20 protein-coding genes are annotated in these 21,959 nt (G+C 33.6%); 9 read left to right on the top strand and 11 right to left on the bottom strand.

All coding sequences use genetic code 11. The features are described 5' to 3' along the window. Window positions 1-7: 7 nt before the first annotated feature. Both eno and recA read right to left on the bottom strand, forming a co-directional pair. Window positions 8-1,273 (bottom strand): phosphopyruvate hydratase, encoded by a 1,266-nt coding sequence (gene eno, locus CVO_RS00200; protein WP_159569306.1) that lies wholly within the window; start codon window positions 1,271-1,273, stop codon window positions 8-10. 58 nt (window positions 1,274-1,331) lie between these two features. After that, the gene (gene recA / locus CVO_RS00195; RefSeq protein ID WP_152300151.1) at window positions 1,332-2,369 is read right to left on the bottom strand and encodes a recombinase RecA; all 1,038 of its coding nucleotides are present in this window, start codon (window positions 2,367-2,369) and stop codon (window positions 1,332-1,334) included. A 180-nt stretch (window positions 2,370-2,549) separates the two neighbouring features. Between recA and CVO_RS00190 the strand changes: the two genes are divergently transcribed. Continuing rightward, window positions 2,550-3,413 carry a menaquinone biosynthesis family protein gene (locus tag CVO_RS00190; protein ID WP_159569304.1) on the top strand — a complete coding sequence of 288 codons (864 nt, stop codon included), beginning with the start codon at window positions 2,550-2,552 and terminating at the stop codon, window positions 3,411-3,413. A gap of 66 nt (window positions 3,414-3,479) precedes the next feature. Further along, window positions 3,480-4,319: a UDP-N-acetylmuramate dehydrogenase gene (locus CVO_RS00185; RefSeq protein WP_159572056.1), complete on the top strand. Its 840-nt coding sequence runs from the start codon at window positions 3,480-3,482 to the stop codon at window positions 4,317-4,319. Between the two features lie 47 nt (window positions 4,320-4,366). On the opposite strand, the gene CVO_RS00180 is transcribed toward CVO_RS00185, so the two are convergent. Further along, window positions 4,367-5,341, bottom strand: coding sequence for an iron-sulfur cluster assembly scaffold protein (locus tag CVO_RS00180; protein WP_152300154.1), 975 nt, complete (start codon window positions 5,339-5,341; stop codon window positions 4,367-4,369). A 29-nt stretch (window positions 5,342-5,370) separates the two neighbouring features. Next, window positions 5,371-6,582 carry a NifS family cysteine desulfurase gene (locus CVO_RS00175; protein WP_159569302.1) on the bottom strand — a complete coding sequence of 404 codons (1,212 nt, stop codon included), beginning with the start codon at window positions 6,580-6,582 and terminating at the stop codon, window positions 5,371-5,373. Between the two features lie 205 nt (window positions 6,583-6,787). Here CVO_RS00175 and CVO_RS00170 point away from each other — a divergent pair, with 205 nt between their 5' ends. The 7 genes from CVO_RS00170 to CVO_RS00140 all read left to right on the top strand — a co-directional run bounded on the left by CVO_RS00170 (window position 6,788) and on the right by CVO_RS00140 (window position 12,254). Further along, window positions 6,788-7,294 (top strand): hypothetical protein, encoded by a 507-nt coding sequence (locus CVO_RS00170; protein ID WP_159569300.1) that lies wholly within the window; start codon window positions 6,788-6,790, stop codon window positions 7,292-7,294. Between the two features lie 59 nt (window positions 7,295-7,353). Then, entirely contained in the window at window positions 7,354-8,613 is a 1,260-nt protein-coding gene (locus tag CVO_RS00165; RefSeq protein WP_159569298.1) for a 3-isopropylmalate dehydratase large subunit, read from the top strand. Between the two features lie 89 nt (window positions 8,614-8,702). Then, window positions 8,703-9,869, top strand: a complete 1,167-nt coding sequence (locus tag CVO_RS00160) for an OmpA family protein (RefSeq protein WP_159569296.1) — start codon at window positions 8,703-8,705, stop codon at window positions 9,867-9,869. Then, complete coding sequence (gene mobA / locus CVO_RS00155; protein WP_159569294.1) at window positions 9,870-10,442, top strand: molybdenum cofactor guanylyltransferase MobA; 573 nt, start codon at window positions 9,870-9,872, stop codon at window positions 10,440-10,442. Window positions 10,443-10,545: 103 nt separating this feature from the next. Next, on the top strand, window positions 10,546-11,016 hold the full coding sequence (gene moaC / locus CVO_RS00150) for a cyclic pyranopterin monophosphate synthase MoaC (protein ID WP_152300160.1): 471 nt from the start codon (window positions 10,546-10,548) through the stop codon (window positions 11,014-11,016). Next, entirely contained in the window at window positions 10,997-11,266 is a 270-nt protein-coding gene (locus CVO_RS00145) for an HP0495 family protein (protein ID WP_152300161.1), read from the top strand. The genes moaC and CVO_RS00145 overlap by 20 nt, the downstream gene beginning before the upstream one ends. Window positions 11,267-11,279: 13 nt before the next feature. Continuing rightward, the gene (locus CVO_RS00140) at window positions 11,280-12,254 is read left to right on the top strand and encodes a DUF6781 family protein (protein WP_159569292.1); all 975 of its coding nucleotides are present in this window, start codon (window positions 11,280-11,282) and stop codon (window positions 12,252-12,254) included. 14 nt (window positions 12,255-12,268) lie between these two features. Here the strand turns inward: CVO_RS00140 and aroC are convergent, their stop codons facing one another. From aroC to ccoG, 7 genes are all read right to left on the bottom strand, one after another. Continuing rightward, on the bottom strand, window positions 12,269-13,342 hold the full coding sequence (gene aroC / locus CVO_RS00135; RefSeq protein WP_152300163.1) for a chorismate synthase: 1,074 nt from the start codon (window positions 13,340-13,342) through the stop codon (window positions 12,269-12,271). After that, complete coding sequence (rnc, locus tag CVO_RS00130) at window positions 13,339-14,022, bottom strand: ribonuclease III (RefSeq protein ID WP_152300164.1); 684 nt, start codon at window positions 14,020-14,022, stop codon at window positions 13,339-13,341. The genes aroC and rnc overlap by 4 nt, the downstream gene beginning before the upstream one ends. Then, window positions 14,019-14,450: a ribonuclease HI gene (gene rnhA / locus CVO_RS00125; protein ID WP_159569290.1), complete on the bottom strand. Its 432-nt coding sequence runs from the start codon at window positions 14,448-14,450 to the stop codon at window positions 14,019-14,021. Before rnhA ends, rnc begins: the two co-directional genes overlap by 4 nt. After that, the gene (locus tag CVO_RS00120) at window positions 14,425-15,471 is read right to left on the bottom strand and encodes a tetratricopeptide repeat protein (RefSeq protein ID WP_159569288.1); all 1,047 of its coding nucleotides are present in this window, start codon (window positions 15,469-15,471) and stop codon (window positions 14,425-14,427) included. The genes rnhA and CVO_RS00120 overlap by 26 nt, the downstream gene beginning before the upstream one ends. Before the next feature lie 227 nt (window positions 15,472-15,698). Then, the gene (locus CVO_RS00115) at window positions 15,699-16,745 is read right to left on the bottom strand and encodes a YeiH family protein (RefSeq protein WP_159569286.1); all 1,047 of its coding nucleotides are present in this window, start codon (window positions 16,743-16,745) and stop codon (window positions 15,699-15,701) included. A 58-nt stretch (window positions 16,746-16,803) separates the two neighbouring features. Next, a complete protein-coding gene (locus CVO_RS00110; protein ID WP_159569284.1) occupies window positions 16,804-20,334 on the bottom strand; it encodes a DUF748 domain-containing protein in 3,531 nt (1,176 codons plus the stop codon). Between the two features lie 57 nt (window positions 20,335-20,391). Then, the gene (gene ccoG / locus CVO_RS00105; RefSeq protein ID WP_152300169.1) at window positions 20,392-21,825 is read right to left on the bottom strand and encodes a cytochrome c oxidase accessory protein CcoG; all 1,434 of its coding nucleotides are present in this window, start codon (window positions 21,823-21,825) and stop codon (window positions 20,392-20,394) included. Window positions 21,826-21,959: the final 134 nt, after the last annotated feature.

Below are 21,959 nucleotides of genomic sequence, written 5' to 3'. Positions count from 1 at the left end.
GATATGCCTAGTTAAAAAGCGTTAAACCTAAATATTCACCATAAACTATTTCATTCTCAATTTCTAAGAGACGATTATATTTAGCAGTTCTCTCGCCTCTTGCAGTAGAACCTGTTTTTATTTCACCACAGTTTAGTGCAACAGCAAAATCAGCAATAAAAGCATCTTCACTCTCTCCTGAACGATGACTCATAACACACTTATAACCGTTTCTTTGAGCAAGACGCACCGTAAGCATAGTCTCACTTACCGAACCAATTTGATTTGGTTTAATTAAAATTGCATTCGCAATCTCTTTTTGGATTCCCTCATTGAGAATGTTAGCGTTCGTAACAAAAAGATCATCGCCGACAAGCTGTACTTTATCGCCAAGTTTTTCAGTCAATATTTTCCAACCGTCCCAATCATCTTCGCTTAAACCGTCTTCAATAGATACGATCGGATATTTTGAGCATAGGTCAACATAATAGTCAACAAGCTGCGCAGAAGTAACTGTTCTGTTTTCACTATCAAGTCTGTATCCGCCATCTGCTACAAGTTCGCTTGCTGCAACATCAAGAGCGATCGCCATCTGCTCTCCAGCTTTATATCCTGCCTTTTCTATCGCTTCCATAATGATCTGGATAGGCTCTTCATTTGAGCTTAGATCAGGTGCAAAACCGCCCTCATCTCCTAAAGCCGTATTGTGTTTTTTAGCTTTTAAAATAGCTTTTAGATTGTGATAAACCTCTGCACTAGCTTGGAGTGAAGTTGCAAAATCTTCAAATCCAATAGGCATAATCATATACTCTTGAAAATCCACAGAATTATCTGCGTGCGAGCCGCCATTGATAATATTGAGCATTGGAGTAGGCATAACCATAGCATTTGCTCCGCCAAGATATCGGTAAAGAGGAACACCCAAGCTTTTTGCAGCAGCTCGTGCCACAGCCATAGAGACTCCAAGAACCGCATTTGCACCTAAGTTTCCATAATTTTCAGTTCCGTCAAGCTCTTTCATAGTAGCATCGATTACAGCTTGATTAAAAGGAGAAAGACCAATAAGCACATCGGCAATTTGACTGTTTACATTTTCAACCGCTTTAAGAACACCCTTTCCCATATATCTATCGTCGCCGTCACGAAGTTCTAATGCCTCGCGCTTTCCTGTACTAGCACCCGATGGCACAACAGCACTCTCCTTCGTTCCATCGCTCAACTCTACCGTTGCTTTTACTGTTGGATTTCCGCGAGAATCCATTACTTCTATTGCGCTGATATTATCTATAAACATTATTTATCTACCCCTTCTTTCTATGAAATTTTATACTTTTATACTGATTTTATTTTACTTATACATCAGTTTCTTCTATCTCAAGTGTATCCATTGTCATAAGACTGCTTATGCCCATGGCTGATTTTATTTTTTCTTCTATTTCACGAGCCAGCTCAGGCTCTTCTATAAACTTAGCTTTAACATTTTCACGCCCTTGACCAAGCTTTGTTTCTCCATAAGAGAACCAAGCACCGCTTTTATCAATTATGTCCAGTTTAACACCATAATCAACAAGCTCACCCTCTTTTGAAATACCTTCTCCAAACATTATATCAAACTCAGCCTGACGAAATGGAGGTGCAACTTTATTTTTTATAACTTTTGCTTTAACACGGTTGCCTATTTGGCTCTCACCCTGCTTTAAAGATGCTATACGCCTCACATCTATACGAACAGAAGCGTAAAACTTAAGCGCATTTCCGCCTGTTGTCGTCTCTGGAGAACCATACCCCATCATGCCGATTTTCATGCGGATTTGATTGATAAAGATAACTGTACAGTTCATCTTATGCAAAATACCCGTTAGTTTGCGAAGTGCTTTTGACATAAGACGCGCTTGAACACCGACATTTTGATCTGACATCTCACCCTCGATCTCAGACTTAGGAGTAAGCGCTGCAACCGAATCGATAACTATTAAATCAATTGCGCCGCTGCGAGCAATAGTTTCAACTATATCTAAAGCTTGTTCACCATAATCCGGCTGAGATACAAGAAGATTGTCAACATCAACACCTAAATTTTTAGCATAAGCGACATCAAGTGCATGCTCTGCATCAACAAAGGCACAAACTCCGCCCTTTTTTTGACACTCTGCTGTTATCTGGAGTGCTAAAGTTGTTTTTCCTGAGCTCTCAGGTCCATATATTTCAACAACTCTTCCTTGTGGAATTCCGCCTATACCAAGTGCCAGATCAAGTCCAAGAGAGCCTGTGCTAATCGACTCTATAGGTATTATCTCTTTATCACCAAGTCTCATAAGCGCACCCTTACCGAATGCTTTATCAATCTGTTTCATAGCTAAGTCTAATGATTTTTGTTTATTTGCGTCCATTGTTGGCTCTCTTATATTAAATTTAGACTTATTATATGACAACTTTATTTTTTTATATAAAAATATTGCAAATTGTCATATTTTTATATAGAAATTTCTATATAAATTAGTGAGATTTTATCCTTATTTGGTTAAAATTTAGTTTATATTTTTAATCTCTATCTATAATAGGCACCTAATTTGAAAAAAACATTAATTGCACACTCTCCTGACGCTGATGACATATTTATGTACTATGCTATAAAATTTGGCTGGGTAGATATGAATAACACAAAGTTTGACAATATCGCCGAAGATATACAAACCCTGAATGAAAAAGCCTTAAATGGTGAATATGAAATAGTTGCTATTAGCTTTGCACTTTATCCTCATATTAGAAAAGATTATGCACTGCTGCGAACTGCAGTAAGTTTCGGTGATGGATACGGACCAAAAATTATTAAAAAAAGAGGAGCGACTCTAAAATCTAATTTTAAAGTTGCTCTTAGCGGCAAACATACTACAAATGCCTTGCTCTTTCGCATCGCTTATCCTGATGCCAAAATAACCTACATGAATTTTTTAGAGATAGAACAAGCTGTTTTAGATGGCAAAGTTGATGCCGGCGTTTTAATCCATGAGAGCATTTTAACCTATGACAGCAAACTGGAAGTTGAATGTGAAATGTGGGATATATGGCAAGAGCTGGCAGGAGAAGATCTTCCTCTCCCTCTTGGCGGCATGGCAATTAGCCGCTCAGTTCCGCTTAACAAAGCTATAGAGTATGAACAAACACTCACAAAAGCTGTAAAAGTTGCAAGAGATCATAAACATAAATTATCACAAATGCTTTTAGAAAGAGATCTGGTTCGTATAGATGCATCTACACTGGATAAATATCTTGAACTTTATGCAAATGATGACTCAATAACACTAAATGAGACACAATTCAAAGCAATAAATAAACTCTTTGAGATAGGCTACAAACACGGCTTTTATGATTCACTTATAAAAGTTGAAGATTTTATGATACCAACTGAATATAAAGAGCTTAGATACTCATAATGAGTGCTAAACATTTGATGTATTTTGCAAAAAAATATATATTTCACTATTAGTTTTTATAAAACGATGAAAAAACAAAATATAAATTTCTCTAAATTTTCTTCTATAAAAATCGGGGATACTTTAGAGGTTTCACTGCTGCAAGATTGCAATACTAAATATGAAAATTATTACCTCTTGGGTGCCTGCAATAATATTTTGATAGGCACACAACCTCCGCCGCTTTTAAAACTTGACAAAAAATATGATTACATCAAAATAAAAGACAACACTTTAATTATAGGTGCAGCGACACCATCGGGAAAGATTGTTTCATTTTGCAAAAAACACAATATTGCAAATTTTGAATTTCTCTCTCATCTGCCTGGAACATTGGGCGGTCTTGTATTTATGAATGCAGGATTAAAAGAGTATGAAATATTTAATCATCTTATCTCTATACTCACATGCGAAGGAAGTTTACAAAAAAGAGGGATTAATTACGGATATAGATTTACAAATATAAAAACTCCGATTTTAGAAGCTTCTTTTAATCTAGAGCATGGATTTGACAAAGAAAAAGTCACAATGTTTAAAGTTATGCGCTCAAATCAACCATCCAATCCAAGCGCCGGAAGCTGTTTTAAAAACCCTAAAGGTGATTATGCCGGCAGATTAATAGAAGCAGTTGGTTTAAAAGGTTTTAGAGTAGGCGGAATGGAGTTTAGCAAAAAGCATGCAAATTTTTTAGTAAATGTACAAAACGGCACTTTTGATGAAGCTGTTTTTTTAATTCAAGAGGCGCAAAAACGAGTTTATAAAGAGTTTGGAATTTGGCTTGAGTGTGAAATTGCGGTTTTAGACAAGAGGTATATGGGCGAAAATTCACCACTTCTTAATCCTTGCAAAAAAATACTTAAAAACTAAAGTTTAACAGATACGATGACGGAAATCATTCCGGCATCGTATAAAAATTATATCGGCAATACTCTTATTTTTTTAGAAAGCTTCTCTTTTAAAGTTGATTCTATTGCATAAAGAGTTCCTGTTGCAGATGAAGCACAGCCGCTGCATGCGCCTAAATATCTTATATAAACATCCACATACTCATCACTTGGTTTTACATCAATTACTTCCATATTTCCGCCATCCATAATTAAAAATTGACGAACATTCTCATCAATCACTGCATCAATAGCTTTAATTTGTTGAACAAGAGTCATCGACTCAAAATCACCTTTTGCACCGGCATCAGCTGCTGCTTTCATCTTTTCCTCATCCATTTCACGACGCGTGTCTCTTAAAATATCCACTAAATAGTACTCCCTTTCTTCATGTCCGCCAGGTTTAATACAGCTTTTGCAAAACCCGCCTGCTTTTGTATAGTCTGTAATCTGCTCAATTGTAGTTAAATCATTTAGCCTAATAACCTCTTGAAGAGTTTTTAAACTAACACGAGCACATTCACAAACTATTATCTCATCTTCAAAACTCTCAGCATCAACACCTTTATACAATCCTGCCGCTTTTTTAATTACATCATATGCCATAACAGAACAGTGCATTTTTTGAGGTGGAACAGCCGGAGTTTCAGGATTGTCTCTTAGAGCAAACTCAACATCAATATTTGTTATTTTTACTGCCTGATCAACCGTTTTGCCGATACAAAGCTCAGTCATAATATCTGAACTTGCAATAGCAGTTCCGCACCCAAAACTTTTAAATTTTGCATCTACAATCTTATCTGTTTTTGGATCAACTTCCCAATATAAACGAACAGCATCACCGCAACTCTCAGCACCAAAATCTGCAACAATAAGTTTATTGCCATGTGCAGCTGCTTCTTCTTCTGTAATTTCGCCTTGATGATTTGGATTGTTCATTAAGGTTGTTACTTTATTTGAGTAAGCTTCCCATAAGGAAGTACCCAGTAAATCATTTTTTGCCATCACGCTTTCCTTTTATTATATTTGTTAGTCTAATGATGTAACTCACAAGCTTTTGATTCGCCGCCCGGTGTCGGACCTACTTTTGCGAACGAACTTGAAATTGATCTAAGTCTAAACACAGCCTTCTTAAATTGATCTATCGTATAATCAATCTCTTCATCAGTTGTAAATCTGCTGAGACTTAAGCGGATGCCCGTATGCGCCAATTCATTGTCAGCTCCGATAGCAAGCATTACCGTATTTGCTTCAAGATCTTCACTTGCACATGCCGAACCCGTAGAAGCTCCGATTAGAGAGTTATTTAAATCCCAAAGCATTCCTTCACCCTCAACTCCTTTTATGGAAATTAGTATTGTATTTGGAGTTCTATTGTCTCGGTCACCGACAACAAATGTATCGCTAAGCTCTAGTAATGCATCTTCCAAGCGATCTCTTTTTGCTCTGATAGAAGCCATTTTTTCTTCTATATTTGTTGTAGCAAGTTCTATTGCTTTGCCCATTGCAACAATATATGGAACATTAAGTGTTCCAGAACGGCGTCCGCCCATATGTTCTCCCCCGTGAAGAAGAGGAGAGAGTGGCTGTGAATTTTTAATATAGAGTGCGCCTACTCCTTTTGGACCATGAAATTTATGAGCACTCATGGATACAAAATCTACATGCACATCTTGCAAATCAACAGGAATTTTACCAACTGCCTGAACGCCGTCTGAATGAAATAAAACACCCTTTTCTTTACAAATTTCTCCGATCTCTTTGATTGGGTTAATCATTCCGGTTTCATTTGATGCCCACATCACAGAAACTAAAGCTGTCTTGTCTGTTATAAAACTTTTCACAACTTGAGGTTCTACTACGCCTTGATTATTTACAGGCAGATAAGTGACTTTAACACCTTCATTTTCAAGTGCCCTGCATGCGGCAAGCACAGATGGATGTTCAACCTCTGTTGTTATGATATGATTTTTTTCACCATTTACTATATGATCTGTAAAAACTGATTTTAAAACCCAGTTATTTGATTCTGTTGCACATGATGTAAAAACTATATCATCATTGTCACTCGCATTTAACGCTTTATAAACTTGATCCATCGCTTTTCTAAGAGCAGAGTGTGAAGCTGTACCAAACTTATGAAGAGAGTTGGGATTGCCATAAATTTCGCTAAAAAATGGCTGCATAGCTTCCACAACCAAAGGGTCAACCATTGTCGTAGCATTGTTATCTAAATAAACTTGCATATTCTACCTCATTAAATTGACTTATTTTAATTAAGACAATTTTTGTCTTTTTTCGTTTTGATATAATAATAAGTTTGTTATTTGATTAAGCTTAAATAAAACTGTACTTATAAAATATTTAAGCTATAATTATAGCAGTGAGCACTTCAAAAATTTATTAATAATTTTTAGAAATATCTTATAAACAACAAACTAGGAAAAATCAATGTGTAATTTTAACAAACAAAATGAAGATACAAAAGCATTAATACATATTTTATTAAAAAATTGTGCAAAATCGGTTGGCGGAACAAATTTTCTTTTAGGACTTTTAGAAGCAATCAAAGAAAAAAAACCAAATGCTCTTATATATAACGCATGCAAAATAGAGTCTAAAGAACTTAAAATGACATGGAACAAAATAATTTTTAAAGATAAATTTGATGTCCTAGAAGAGATCATCCATTCTCATAAAAGCTCAGAAAATCAAAATTTTAATATTCTTGAAAATGACAGTGAAAAGAAGAAGAAGAAGAAAATTTTAAATATGGTAAAAACTTTAGCACCTATTGAATTTATAGTAACACCTAAAGACCCTCAATATGGAATAGGATTTACATTTAAAATTTTTGAAACTATTGAAAATGATTCTATAAAAATAAATCCTATTTTTATCGCAATCTTCTTTTGTTCAACCGAATATATGAAAAAAGCTCTAAAACATCAGATATAGCAACTTTAAATCTTAAATGGTATAATCTCAAAATTATTACTCTTTTATAAAGGTTTATTATGGGACAAACTATAACCGAAAAAATATTTTCTGAGCATGTAGGTCACGCTGTTTATGCGGGAGAGATTATCCGTTGTAACATTGACATGGTTATCGGAAATGACATTACAACGCCTATATCTATCAAAGCTTTTGAGGATAGCGGCGCTACAAAACTAGCTAATCCGGACGGATTTTCTATAGTTCTTGACCACTTTATTCCCGCTAAGGATATAGCAAGTGCAAATCAAGCTAGAATCAGTCGTGACTTTGCAAAAAAATATAACTTAAAAAACTTTTTTGATGAAAAAGATATGGGAATTGAGCACGCTCTTCTTCCTGAGAAAGGTCTTGTAGTCCCGGGGGATGTAATTATCGGAGCAGATTCACACACATGTACGCACGGAGCGCTTGGAGCATTCTCTACCGGAATGGGTTCAACGGATTTGGCGTTTGCCATGATTACGGGTGGAAACTGGTTTAAAGTTCCAGAGTCTATAAAAGTCATCCTCAGCGGAAAACCGGGAAAATATACAACCGGAAAAGATATTATCTTGGAGATTATCCGCATGATTGGCGTTGATGGTGCGCTTTACAAAACTTTAGAGTTTACAGGAAGCACAATTGAGTATCTAAATATGGATGACAGATTTTCTATGTGCAATATGGCAATTGAAGCGGGAGCAAAAAGCGGTATTGTTGCATTTGATGCAGTTACAAAAGATTTCCTAGCTGATAAAAATTTGGCACGCGAACCTCGTATACACTACTCGGATGAAGATGCCTCTTATACGCAAATCTTGGAGATAGATGTTGCAAACCTTGAACCTGTGATTGCTTATCCTTTCCTGCCGTCAAACGGACACTCAATAACGCAAGCCGTAAAAGATCGAATCAAAATAGATCAAGCTTTTATAGGAAGCTGTACAAATGGCAGACTTGGTGATTTAAAAACTGCTGCAGAGATTTTAAAAGGCAAAAGAGTACATCCCGATGTTCGCCTTATTGTCACCCCGGGAACACAGCATATCTTTCAAGAGGCTTCAAGATTAGGATATATAGACATCATTATCGATGCCGGCGGAGTTGTAAGCAATCCCACATGCGGTGCTTGCCTTGGCGGATACATGGGAATTTTAGGAGACAATGAAGTGGCAGTCGCTACAACAAATCGAAATTTTGTAGGACGAATGGGTTCCCGAAGCTCTAAAGTCTATTTGGCGAACTCTGCAGTTGCGGCAATTTCTGCGATTAATGGTTATATAACAGATCCTAGATAAATTAAATAATTAAATTAGTTTTTAATAGCAAATAATTTTTTAAGACACCAAGTGATACAATTAAAGTATATACAAAATAAAGGATTTATATGAGAAAATTATTATTAGTACCGGCTCTTCTATTGAGCAGTGTTGCAATAGCACAGGAGTATAATTATGAAATAACTCCAGTTGTTGGTTATAACATAGCAGAAGGGAATCTTGAACTAGAAAATCAGACTCTTTACGGAGCTGAAGTTCAGTATAATGGTTTTGACTCACTTTTAAAACCTGAGTTAAGTGTGCTTTATTCAGATGCTGATTATGAAAATTCAACGATAAGTACAGATATTTATCGTATTGCTCTCAACGGAGTTTATGAGTATGATGCGATAAGCTTTATTAAGCCGCTTGCAAAAATAGGTTTTGGTTATGAAACTATAGATAATCATTTAGCAGATAATACAGACAGTATTTTTTTAGATATGGGTGTCGGAGCAAAAGTTCCTTTTACAGACGCTATTGCTTTAAAACTTGAAGCTGTTTATATGTTAAAAAACAACCATTCGCGTATGGATAGCAATTTAGCACTTCTAGCTGGTCTTAATTTTGCATTTGGACCTAAAGCTCAAGAAGTTGCAGCAGAAATTGTTGATGGGGATGATGACAATGACGGTGTTTTAAACTCTGCTGATAAATGCCCTAGCACTCCAGCAGGTGTAAAAGTAGATGCATATGGGTGTGAGATTGACGGTGATGATGATAATGATGGTATTTTAAACTCTAGAGACAGATGCCCAAATACTATTGCAGGCGCTAAGGTTGACAGTGCAGGATGCGAAATAGACGGTGATGACGACAAAGATGGAGTTTTAAACTCTAAAGACAAATGTCCAAATACTCCTGCAGGCAATGTTGTAGATAGTGATGGCTGCACACAGAAAGTAAATTTACATATAAATTTTGAAACTGCATCGTATACTGTTGATGAAGCTTCAAAGCAAAATGTTAAAAAATTCGCTGATTTCTTAAAAGCCAGAACTAATTTTAATGCAAAAATAATTGGACATACTGATAATGTAGGTAGTGAAGCGAGCAATCAAACGCTTTCTGAGAACAGAGCAAATGCCGTAAAAGAACTTATTGTTCAACATGGTATAGAAGCGAACAGAATCAAAACAGTAGGTATGGGTGAATCAGCTCCTGCTGCTTTAAATGATACTGATGAAGGAAGAGCCCAAAACAGAAGAATAGAAGCAGAATTGCTTGTAAAATAGATGTTTGATATACCATGCATTATATTTGCAGGGGGAAAAAGCTCACGAATGGGGGAAGATAAATCTCTTCTTCCATTTGGCAATTGTGATACTTTAGCACAATTTCAACTCTCTCGTCTTAATAAAATTTTTAAAAATGTCTACATTTCATGCAAAGATAAAAATAAATTTAATTTTGAAGCTTCTTTTATAGAAGATATTAAAACAGATTCCACATATGCGCCTACAGCTGGTTTTATCTCTGTTTTTGAAAATTTAAAATGTGAAAATTTTTTTGCATTAAGTGTAGATTCTCCATTTGTAGGTGAAACCGAAATACAAAAACTAATAAAAGCTGATAAACCGAATCATGATGCTACGATTGCCAAAATAAATGATGCAATACAGCCGATGTGCGGGATATATCATATTTCCCTTCAAAATAAATTCAAAAAGATGCTAAAAGAAAACAATCATAAGTTAAGTTTTTTGCTTTACTCTTCAAATACTATATTCGTTGATTTTGAGAATAAAAAATCATTTTTAAATTTAAATCATCCTCATGAGTATCAAGAAGCATTGCAGCTTATTTAAAGTTACCTTACTTTTGATATAATATTGAGTTACATAAATAATTTTTTTTAGAATAAAAATAATAAATTTGTCATGGTAATAAAATTAAATAAAAAGAGAAAATATGAAATTAACACATTTAGATGAAAAAGACAGACCAAAAATGGTTGATGTATCAGACAAAAGTCAGACAACAAGAGTAGCTGTTGCAAGTGGTTTGATAGAGATGAGTCAAGAGGCATATAATACTATAGTAGGTGAAAAAACAAAAAAAGGTCCTGTAATCCAAACGGCAGTTATTGCAGCAATTATGGGAACAAAAAAAACAAGTGAACTTATCCCTATGTGTCATCCTTTAAATCTGAGCGGGATCAATTGTGATATAGAAGAGTTGCCTGAACTTCCAGGTTTCAAACTTATCGTAACAGCAAAATTAACAGGTCAAACCGGTGTTGAGATGGAAGCTTTAACGGGAACAAGCGTAGGTCTTTTAACAATTTATGATATGGTTAAGGCAATTGACAAAGGCATGATTATAAGAAATATACAGTTAGAAAAAAAATCAGGAGGCAAGAGTGGAGATTATCAACGATAGAGAAGAAAAATTAGAACTTACATATCCATGCAGTTGGTGTTATAAACTTATTGCGAATGAAAAAGAGGCACTTGAAGAAGCCGTAAGTGATGTTATTGATAAGAGAGAGCACAAACTAACTCACTCAAAAAGCAGCAAGGGAGGGAAGTATATAAGCATGAATTTAGATATACTTGTACATAATGAAGATGACAGGAATTTCATCTATGAAGCACTTAAAGCTCATCAACATATAAAAATGGTACTTTAAAAAGGAGTTTACAGTGAGTTTAAAAGAGTTGCAAAATATTGAATTTGAAAATATGTCTTTACATAAGATAAAAGAGACAACATCTGCTATTATAAATGAGTATACTAAAGATTTACGGAATGAACTAGAAAAGTTGATACAACAAAAAGAGATTTTAGAGAGAGATTTAGAAAAAAAATTAAACGAACTTCAAGAGACAAAATATAGAATTTTTAACGAAATTGAGTCTATTATAGATAAAAAAGATACTCAAACTATTTCAAAGCTGCATCAAGCAAAACTGCAATCAATTGATCTTTTTGACCTTCTTGGCGAGACTGTAGAATCTGCCATTATTACAGCTTTAGAAAAATCAAAAGATTCCGAAGCTAAAGAAATCATAGAAGAGGTGATAAAAGAGCTAACATACGAAACCATAAAAGAGGGAACATTAAATACTATAAGAGTTAGAAAAATTTTATCTACAATTTTGCACTCAAGTATTGATATTTCGGAAGCTACACCAAATATTTCTGAAGAGATTTTAGAAGCAACCTTAAAAGGCATGAGAGCTGGTCTTCTTCACTCTATAGATAGGTTTAAAAAGAGATTGGCATATATGCCTCTTGAAGCAAAGCATATACTTATAGAAGATTATGACACTATTATGGAAGATTTAAATCAAACAGATATTTTATTTTTGCAAGTTATTCAAACGCAGGCAGATGAAAGCACTCCAACTACAAGAAAAATATTACTAGATTTGAGCCAAAAAATGCGTTATGATTTAGAAGAGCTTATTTATATCTCAAAAGAGACTGCGCAAGTAATGAAAAACAGATTTTCCTCTTTTGCAAAAACAGCAGTAAAAAAAGCAGATACTGCTCTTCACTCAGATGCTGCCAAAGAAGCAAAAAGAATGGGTATTCAAGCATGGGGAGTTGCAAAAACAGCAATTGGAAGTGCGATAAAATCTGCTAAAAATGCTATAGAACCAAAAGATAAATAGTAGTTTTTATACTACTATTTATAATATTTTAATACACCTTCCATATAAGAACCCATATTTAAAAGCAGCATATCAGCTATTACTAGTGCTGCCATTGCTTCGCAAACAATTGTTCCTCTAATGGCAACACAAGGGTCATGTCGTCCTTTTAATGAAAAATCAACTTCTTCATTTTTGGTTGTAACTGTTTTTTGCTCCTTAAAGATAGAAGGTGTCGGTTTAAAATAGACATTCATTACAATATCTTCACCGTTGCTTATGCCTCCTAAAATTCCGCCGGAGTGATTTGTTACAAATCCATTCGTTCTTATAGCATCATTATTTTGTGATCCCTTGACCGATGCACTTAAAACTCCATCACCTATTTCAACAGCTTTCACTGCATTAATACCCATCATAGCATCTGCTAAAATTGCATCAAGTTTATAATATAGCGGCTGCCCCAAACCTTTTGGTGCACCCTTTACAAGAACCCTGGAGACACCACCAACTGAATCATGGTCATTTTTGGCTCTTATTATTGCATCTTTTTGCTCTTGCTCTTTGCCTGCATCAAGCGCATATATAACGCTTTTTTTAGCAGCTTCATAATCAAGCTGTTCTGATTTAATTCCATCTACTTCACAAATACCGCTTAAAACTTCGATGTTTAGCTCTTTTAGCATCAGCTTTGCGATTGCACCCGCTGCTACTCTTGCTGCAGTTTCTCTTGCAGAACTTCGTCCGCCGCCGCGATAATCTCTTATGCCGTATTTATAAAAATAGGTAAAATCTGCATGACCTGGACGAAAAACATCTTTTATATTTGAGTAATCTTTTGACTTTTGATTTGTATTATATATTACCATTGCAATCGGAGTACCGGTGCTTTTGCCCTCAAAAACACCGCTTAATATTTCTACTTTATCTTCCTCTTTTCTGGCCGTCTCAAACTCTGTTTTTCCAGGTTTCCTGCGGTCAAGTTCATTTTGAATATAGGTCTCATCTATACACAAACCTGCGGGAACTCCATCAAGCAAACATCCGATTGCAACTCCATGAGACTCTCCAAAAGTACTAAATTTTAACTTTTGACCAAAACTATTCACTCTGTTTCCTTATTTAAAAGCTTTACAGCCATCTCCGCAGCTTCTTGCTGCGCAATTTTTTTACTCTTTCCTATGGCTCTTGCATACTCTTTATTCTCTATAATAACCGCTACTTCAAACTCTTTTTTATGGTCTGGTCCACGGCTTGCAACAACTTTATACTCCGGAGTCTCACCAAATCTAGCTTGTGTAAGCTCTTGAAGTGTTGTTTTAAAGTCTCTAAATAGAGAGTCTAATGATATCTCTTTATGATTTTTCTCTATCAATTCAATCGCTATCTTCTTTACGACATCCAAGCCTGACTCTAGATAGATAGCTCCCATTATTGCTTCAAAAGCATTAGAGAGCAGGGAAGCTTTTTCTCTTCCGCCGTTATTTTCTTCAGCATTTGATAAATAAATAAAGTTACCCAGATTTATGGAACGGGCTAATTTGTCAAATCCATTTTCATTTACCAACGAAGCCCTAATTTTTGAAAGCTTTCCCTCATCAGAAGTGGGAAATTTAAAAAACAGGTACTCTCCCACAATCAAATCCAAAACAGCATCACCTAAAAATTCAAGTCGCTCATTATCGTAGGGCTGTTTATAACTCTTGTGTGTCAGCGCTTCGATAATGAGCTTCTCATCTTTAAACTTATAACCTAGTGTTTTTTCTAAAACTTCTATATTTTTGTTCATTGTATAGCCTTTTTCATTTTTTGGGCCTCTTGTTTTGCCAATATATCACATCTCTCATTCTCTATATGCCCATTATGGCCTCTTACCCATAAAGCATGTATTTTATGATTTTTCGAAACTTCTATATACTCTTTCCATAAATCAGGATTTTTCACTTTTTTAAAATCTCTTTTTTTCCAACCCTCCAGCCACTCAATTATCCCTTTTACAACATAAGATGAATCTGAAATTATAGTAACATCGCAAGGCTCTTTTAGTGCTCTTAAGCCTTCAATAACTGCTAAAAGCTCCATTCTGTTATTTGTAGTATTTAACTCTCCGCCTGAAATCTCTTTCTCTTTATTTCCAAATCTTAAAATTGTTCCATACCCTCCAGGTCCCGGGTTTCCCAAAGAGCTGCCATCACTGAAAAGAGTTATTTTCTTCACTAAAATCCTTATGATAATCTTTAACAAGAGATATCTCTACTCTTGAAGTATCTATTGCGTGGCAACTGCTGCAACGGTTAAAGGCAAAGGGATAAATCACTTTACAGTTATCACAAATATACTCAAAACCAAGAGTTGCATTAACATTTGAATTAAGATTTATAAGCACATCAAACTCAAAAACAGAACTTCTATTAGCCTCTTTGATATATCCTTTAGCGGTATAAAGTTCCCTTAAATAGCCATTTTGCATTATTATATCAAAATTTAAATCTTTTTTATCACAATTCCACAATACATCCGCCAGCAGCTCTGCCTTTGATGGGTCAAAATTTTCCCATGCAACTTTAGGATTTACTCTAAAAATATACTCAAAAATAAGATATGTTAAACAGTGAGTATTTTTATATATCTCCAATAATGAATAAACCTTCTCATCTGTTGACATCTTTGCATTATTAAGAATAAGCAGCGCTTTCAAATAAGCGCTTTGTGTTGTTATATCTTTTTTCAATTCGCTCAAAGGTTCCAGTACTTCAAGAGCTAAATTATAATTTTGCATCTGCTCGTAAACTAAAAGAAGATAGTTAAGTGCCTGAGGAGTACGAGGGTTGTTTTTAAGTATCTCTAAAAAAACCTGCTTTGCTCTCTCTAAAAAACCGGCTTTAAAATAGGTTTTTCCAAGCAAAAACATAGTATCTCTGTAATTTGATTTATCGCCAACTTTTAAAAGTTCACTATAAATCTCAATGCCTTTTTCATAATTACCGCTTTTTACATAAGAGTTTGCAAGTAGAAGCCATGATTTTTCAGAAAGTTCCCCTTTTGTAATTAATACTTTTAACTCATTTTGAGAAGGAAGAGAATGAAACTGTTTTAAAAATTTATCAAGGTGTTTATAATCCTCTTTTTTCTTAAACTTAGCAAACCAATATGAAAAAAATGTTATTACAAAAATAAGAACGAAAAAGATTATTACCCCAAACAACGGGTCATGAAACTCTAAAAAAAATGTATCCATTATTTATATACCATATTTTATACCACTATTATTTTTTATTTTTTTCTAAAATCTCTAAAAAATATCTCTGTGCTTTCAGTAAAACACACACTCTTTTTACACAAAAAATTTTTAAAGAACCAGTAAAAATAATTAAATGCACTTGATAGATATAGCAATCTTACCGACTCTGTATATGTTTAGATTTAATCTTATTATATACTTTTTTAGTTAAAAATTACAAACACTTAAAATACCCCTACAACCCATTTTGTTATAAAGTAACCACCTACCATCAGCCAGACAAACATTAATCCTGATGTATAAACAGGGGCTAAACCTAAACCTTTAAATTTTGAAAATACAGTTCCTATTCCAAGTGCTGTCATCGCCATAGTCAATAAAAAAGTATCTATTTCATTTATAATATCAACAATATTCTGCGGAACAAAGCCAAGTGAATTAAATCCCGCCATACCAATAAAATAAACTGCAAACCAAGGAATCACAAGTTTAACACCGCCAGCTTCGCTACCGCTTTTTTTCGAGCTATATGAGAGATAAATTCCCAATATAATTAACATAGGTGCGATCATAATAACTCTTGTCATTTTTACAATGACTGCAGAATTTGCCATCTCTTCAGGTGCACCAGGTATGGAAGCCGGAACTGCAACAACCTGTGCAACCTCATGAATGGTTCCTCCGACATAGATTCCAAACTCTTTTGCAGTCATATCAAACACGCCCATATTGTAAAGTACAGGATATACAAACATTGCTATTGTTCCAAACAAAACAACCATTGAAACAGCAATTGCAGCTTTGTGCTCCTCTGCTTTTAAAACAGGCTCTGTTGCTAAAACTGCCGCTGCGCCGCAAACGGAAGCTCCCGAAGCATTTAGCATAGAGGTATCTCTGTCCATTTTAAAAAGTTTTTGTCCTGCCCAGGTTCCAAGTAAAAAAGTTGTTGAGAGCATAATAAGAGAGACCATAAACCCTTCTAATCCGACTTCTGCAATCTGCTGAAATGTAATGCGAAAACCATAAAATACTATAGCAAAGCGTAAAATTTTTTTTGCGGAGAAAGTTATTCCCGGGCTCCACTCTTTTGGAGTTTTATTATGAAGCGTGTTTGCATAAAATATACCTATAACTATACCTATAACAAGAGGAGAAATTCCAAGAGCTTTTACAAAACCAATATCTGAAATCATAGTAGCCGCTGCAGCAAAAATTGCTACAAAAATAATGCCACTAAAAGTACCTTTTCTATTTTCTTCCGAAAATGGCATACAACCCCCTTTATCTTAACTAATATAAAAGAAAATTATATCAAAATTACTTTAAATTCTATTTTACTCCAAGTTCAAGCTCTATGCTCACAACACTACTTTGTGAATTACTCACCTCTTTAACTTCTCTTAAAAATATTTTTTTTGCTTCAATATTTTTTTTAATTACTAAATAGTTTTGAATATATTTTGCCCTTAAATTTGCTAGGTTTTTCAACTCATCCATAGTAACATTTTGAATTTCTAAACATTTGGCATATAGCTCTTTTTGATATTCATCAGCCGACATCTCGCTTTTAGTTCTCTTTTTAAGCTCATCTTTTAAAGCTTTTATATCCCTGCCTGATTGTGTGTATATTTTTTCTAGAACTTTAATTGTCGGTTGATTCTGTTTATTTGTCTTTGCTATTTCTTGTTTGAGTTTTTTAGACTTAATTGCTTTAAAATCTTTTGCTTTATCATAACTGCCTGCAATCAAAATATTAAGTTTTGGTTTTTTCAACAATATATTTGCAATATTATCAAGTTTGTTTATTTGAGAATTTATAACAATAATTTCACCAGCTTCAAAATCTATATTTTTTAATTCTTCTCCATTAATGCCCATAACTTCACCCAAAAATTTAAAAGGCGATGTAACAGCTTTTACTATAAGATTTGCTAAGGTTTTAACTACCAAAGACCCATACTTAAAATCTGGCTTATCTATATTTCCCTCAATCGGCAACTTTATATCAATAACGCCGTTTTTATCTTCAAGAAGTGCAATAGCAAAACCAAGCGGCAGTTTTTTAATGTTCTTATCCTTTATAGTGTCTCCGAGTTCAATGCTTTTTATCACAATATTGTTTCTACTGCTAAGCTCAGAGTTATTTATTTGATATTTTAAATCAAGAAAAAGTTTACCTTTATCTATTTTATATCCTGCAAATTGTGCACTATAACCGCTTATGGAGTTAAGATTTAAATTTTTAAAATTAAAAGCTATATCTAAAAACGACTTTATATTTGAACTATCAAAACTTCCTTTTAACTCTGTTGAAGCATATGTATCCACTGCCCCATCTATCTCTATTTTTGTTTCTTCGCCTTTATTGTTTGAAATAGCATAAATATCCCCGTTTAAATCATGTATAGATGTTTTAAAATCAACAGGAAGTGAATAATCTGCAAAATCAGCCCTTCCATTTGTAACCCTGAACTTTGATAATTTAAATATAAATTTTTCATTATCTTCGCTTTTTGTTTTAGTTGTTTGCTTCTGTGTTTCTTGGTTTTTTGACTCTTTTTGTTTTACAAGTTTCGCAAGATTCATGCTTTTGTTTTTATCTATAACTGCATCAAGATAAAAAGAGTCAAGAAGTGCCTCATCAATAAATAAAGAGTTTGGAGCAGTTTTAAAATGAAACGACTTTAAATCAGCTTTTAAAAAAGATGCTATTTTACTATTGTCCCTGCTGTCATGTAAAAAAAACTTCTCCACTTTTACATCTGCGTCAACTTTTGCATCTTTTTTTGCACTCTCCTGCTTAAAAACTGTTTTGCCGTTTAAGCTTAAATAACCATCATTGATTTTTAAAAATGTATTCTCTTGAAGATAGGGATTAAACTCTTTAAGCGATATTTTACTTACTTCAAACATACCCTTTTGCTCCAGTGGAGTATGCATTATATCCCCGCTAGATTTTACAACTCCCTGATTATTTACTTTCAGTGCCAAATCATATTTCAGCCAGCTGTTTTCTTTAGAGTCTATATTTTTTGCATGCAGATTGATTTTATCAAGCGTTGTTTTTGCACTCTTTTGGATAGCAATATCATCAAAACTAACTTTTGCAGCATTAATATCAAAAGATTCTACCTTTACTCTGTATCCCTCTTCATTTTTATTACTCTCTTTTTCAGTACTGCTTGAAGGACTCTGTTTTGGCTCTATAAGTTTTTCAAAATTCATAACTCCGTTTTTATCTCTTTTAGCATATATGCCAAGGGCATTAAGCGCAATATTTTCTATCGCTACATTTTTTGTTTTTGTATCTAAATTGACACCTTTTATATCAAGACTGCTAAAATTTACCAATTTTTCATTTTTATCTTTTTTATTTAAAACAAAATTATTAAGAGAAAAATTAGAATCATTTACAAAAACATACAACTCTGAATTTTCATCTTTTAAAGTGGCATTAACATCAAAATAGGTCACAGCGTCTTTTAAAACAATATTATAAGTCTTTAACTCTTTTGAAGCAATTTGGTCTATGTATGGATTGTAGTGAACAAAATCAAAATCTTTACATTGAATGTATGTATTTATTTCTAGCTCTTTATGTTTGACATCTCCTCTTAAATCACATGCAAATTTATCATTTATAAGAAAATTTATATCATATAAAAATGGCTTTTCGCCAGATAAAGTAACATTATTTAAAGCAATATTCAATTCATTTAATTTTGTATGAACAGAAGGTATAACGCTGCTATCTTCTAAATCAACTCCTATTTTTTTAAGAGTAATATTTTTTGCAAAAACATTCCATAAAACAGGGTTGCCCTCTTGCTTTTTGTCTTGCTTTTTTTCCGGTATTTCTTGCTGATTTTTTAAATATCCTACCCAGTCAACATCGCCATTTTTATCTCTTTTTACTGTTGCTGTTAATGAGTACAAATCAATATTTGGTATATACACATACTGTATCATTGGTTTTATTACAGCATTATCTATATGAAGTAACTCAAGATTTAAGATATCCTTATATTCATCTTTTGGTTTTACCCTTAAATTATTTAAACTAAAATAGACCTCATCTATCTTTGTAGCATTTAAATCATCTATATTTAAGGAATATTTTGCACTTAAAAACATAGTTCCATCAGCCACTTCAATACCGATTTTATCCTGTATATATTTCCAATTTGTATAAAGTTTAATCATATCAAACTTAAAATTTCCCTCAAGTTTTAAAGGCTTTAAACTTACTATATTACTTCTAAAATCTATCTCTCCTCCGTCACTTAAAACAGTATAAAATCTAAGTGTCGCATCACTGGAACTAAAATCTTTTGTATCTATATTAACCAATTTTATATTTATAGGATTTAACGCCAATTCAAATTTTGAACTATTTGTAAAATCCTCATACTCTAAATTTCCATCCTCAACTCGTATACTTCCAACAATAACTCTAGGAAGTTTTACAGGCTCTTTTACTTCTGCATCTTTATTACTATTCTCTTTTATTATTTTGCTAAAGTTAAATGTTTTATCGCTGTTATAAACAGCAAAAATTTGAGGTTTGTAAAGTATGATACTTTTTACATGCAAAGCTGCTTTAAAAAGAGAATGCGGTTCTAAATCTACTGCCAGCATATCTAGCGATGCTATCTTCTCGCCATCAAAAGTTTTAAGAGAAATACCGCTAATCTCGATTATAAAATTAAATGGATTAAAGTATATATCCTCTATGGAGAGCTTGGATTTTGTCTCTGATGCTACAATATTTTCAATTTGAGGCTTTACAACATATGGCAGAACTATAAAACCTAAAAAACTATATAGCACAAAAATGGAGAGTAAAATTTTTTTAAACATCGATAGACCTTTAAAACGCAACTTTTAAAGTCTACCGAATTATCTTTTAAATGTAAATTATTTTTTATCCTCTATAACATCGGCTCTTGGATAGGTAAAAGTAGAGTCTCTAAAAACTACTATCTCATCTTCATGACCAAGAGCATATGCTCGAATCGTAATAGGAACGATAGTATCATGTCTTGCATCATCAGCAAGTTTGTCATATGTTCTTAAAACTACAATTTTTTTCTTTTTAACTCCGGGAACAACATAAAAAGGCTCTTTTGGTTTAAGTATCTCTAGCCCTCCTTTTATATCCTTTGGCAGAATAACCTCAAAGTAGTATTTCATCTTCTCATTTTGTGTATTTTGAAGTAAGAACTCATAAGCGTTATCAACAATTACTCTTCCATCAGAAGATGTACTGATAGAGTAGAGTCGATTCTCTTTATTTATATTTAAAAGCATATTCTCTTTTTTGCTCCCCATTATAACCATGCCTACAGCTAGACCAACAAGCAAAGCGACATAAGCAAGAACTTTGGGGCGGAAGTATTGTGTTTTTCCTTTTTTCTCTATTGTCTCATAATTACTTGACCATGTAACAAGTGATGGCTTGCCGAGTTTTCCCATAACAACAGTACAAGCATCCACACACTCCAAACAGTTGATACACTCTAACTGCAATCCTTTTCTTATATCAATATGGGTGGGGCATACGGTTACACAACTCTCACATGCGGTGCACTCTGCATGAGGTTCAAATGCTTGAAGATCTTTTTGTTTTGTAAATATTTTCTCTTTGGCTTCATTATAAATATGTCCGCCTCTATTTGTATTATAAAGAGCCATAACAGTATGTTCATCATATAAAACAGATTGAATCCTTGAATATGGACAGACATAAATACAGTAATCTTCTTGTAAAAAAACTATATCATAAATAAGAAAAAGTGCTGATATCAGAAGTGTTCCGACCAAAATCATATGATCAGAAGGATTTGCCAAATAACTAAAAAAATCTTCAGGAGGAACAAAATACCAGAGTAAATTAGCACTCGCAAGCAATGAAAGAGCAGTCCAAATTAAAATTGCTATAACTTTTTTTATTTTATTTTCAGTAAGACTCATATCAGGTTCTTGCTGTTTGTTTTTTATTCGTTTTCTAAGTTTTAAAAGTTTTGTTTCTATCAAATCACGATAAATTACGCGAAATATCGTTTGAGGACAGATCCATCCGCAAAAAACACGCCCGCCCAGAACAGTCATGCCAAAAATACCTAAAAAAAGGATCATAAGTAAAAATGGCATAAGATATAACTCTTGCATATCAAACTGAACAAACGCAAGATGCAGTTGTAATTTATCAAAACTTAGTAAAAAAAAGTGACTCTCATCTATCTTTATCCATGGTAATATTAAAGAAACCACTGTTAAAAAAATAAAAAAATAGTATCGCTTTATTCTCCATGGGGTTGGCAGCTTTATATTGGTTTTCTTTTCACTCATATCCACTCCTTGACATTTTTCTGCCAACATTATAGCAAATTATTTTTAAAATTATATGTAATAATAATAATTATAACTAATTGAACAATTTTTAAAAGTGTCGTTTATGCTCAATTTTGATAAAATTTAGCCAA

It is taken from the genome of Sulfurimonas sp. CVO (assembly GCF_009883775.1).
Lineage (GTDB): Bacteria > Campylobacterota > Campylobacteria > Campylobacterales > Sulfurimonadaceae > Sulfurimonas > Sulfurimonas xiamenensis.
Note: the sequence above shows the minus strand (reverse complement) of the source record. Positions and strands in the feature narration are given on the sequence as shown.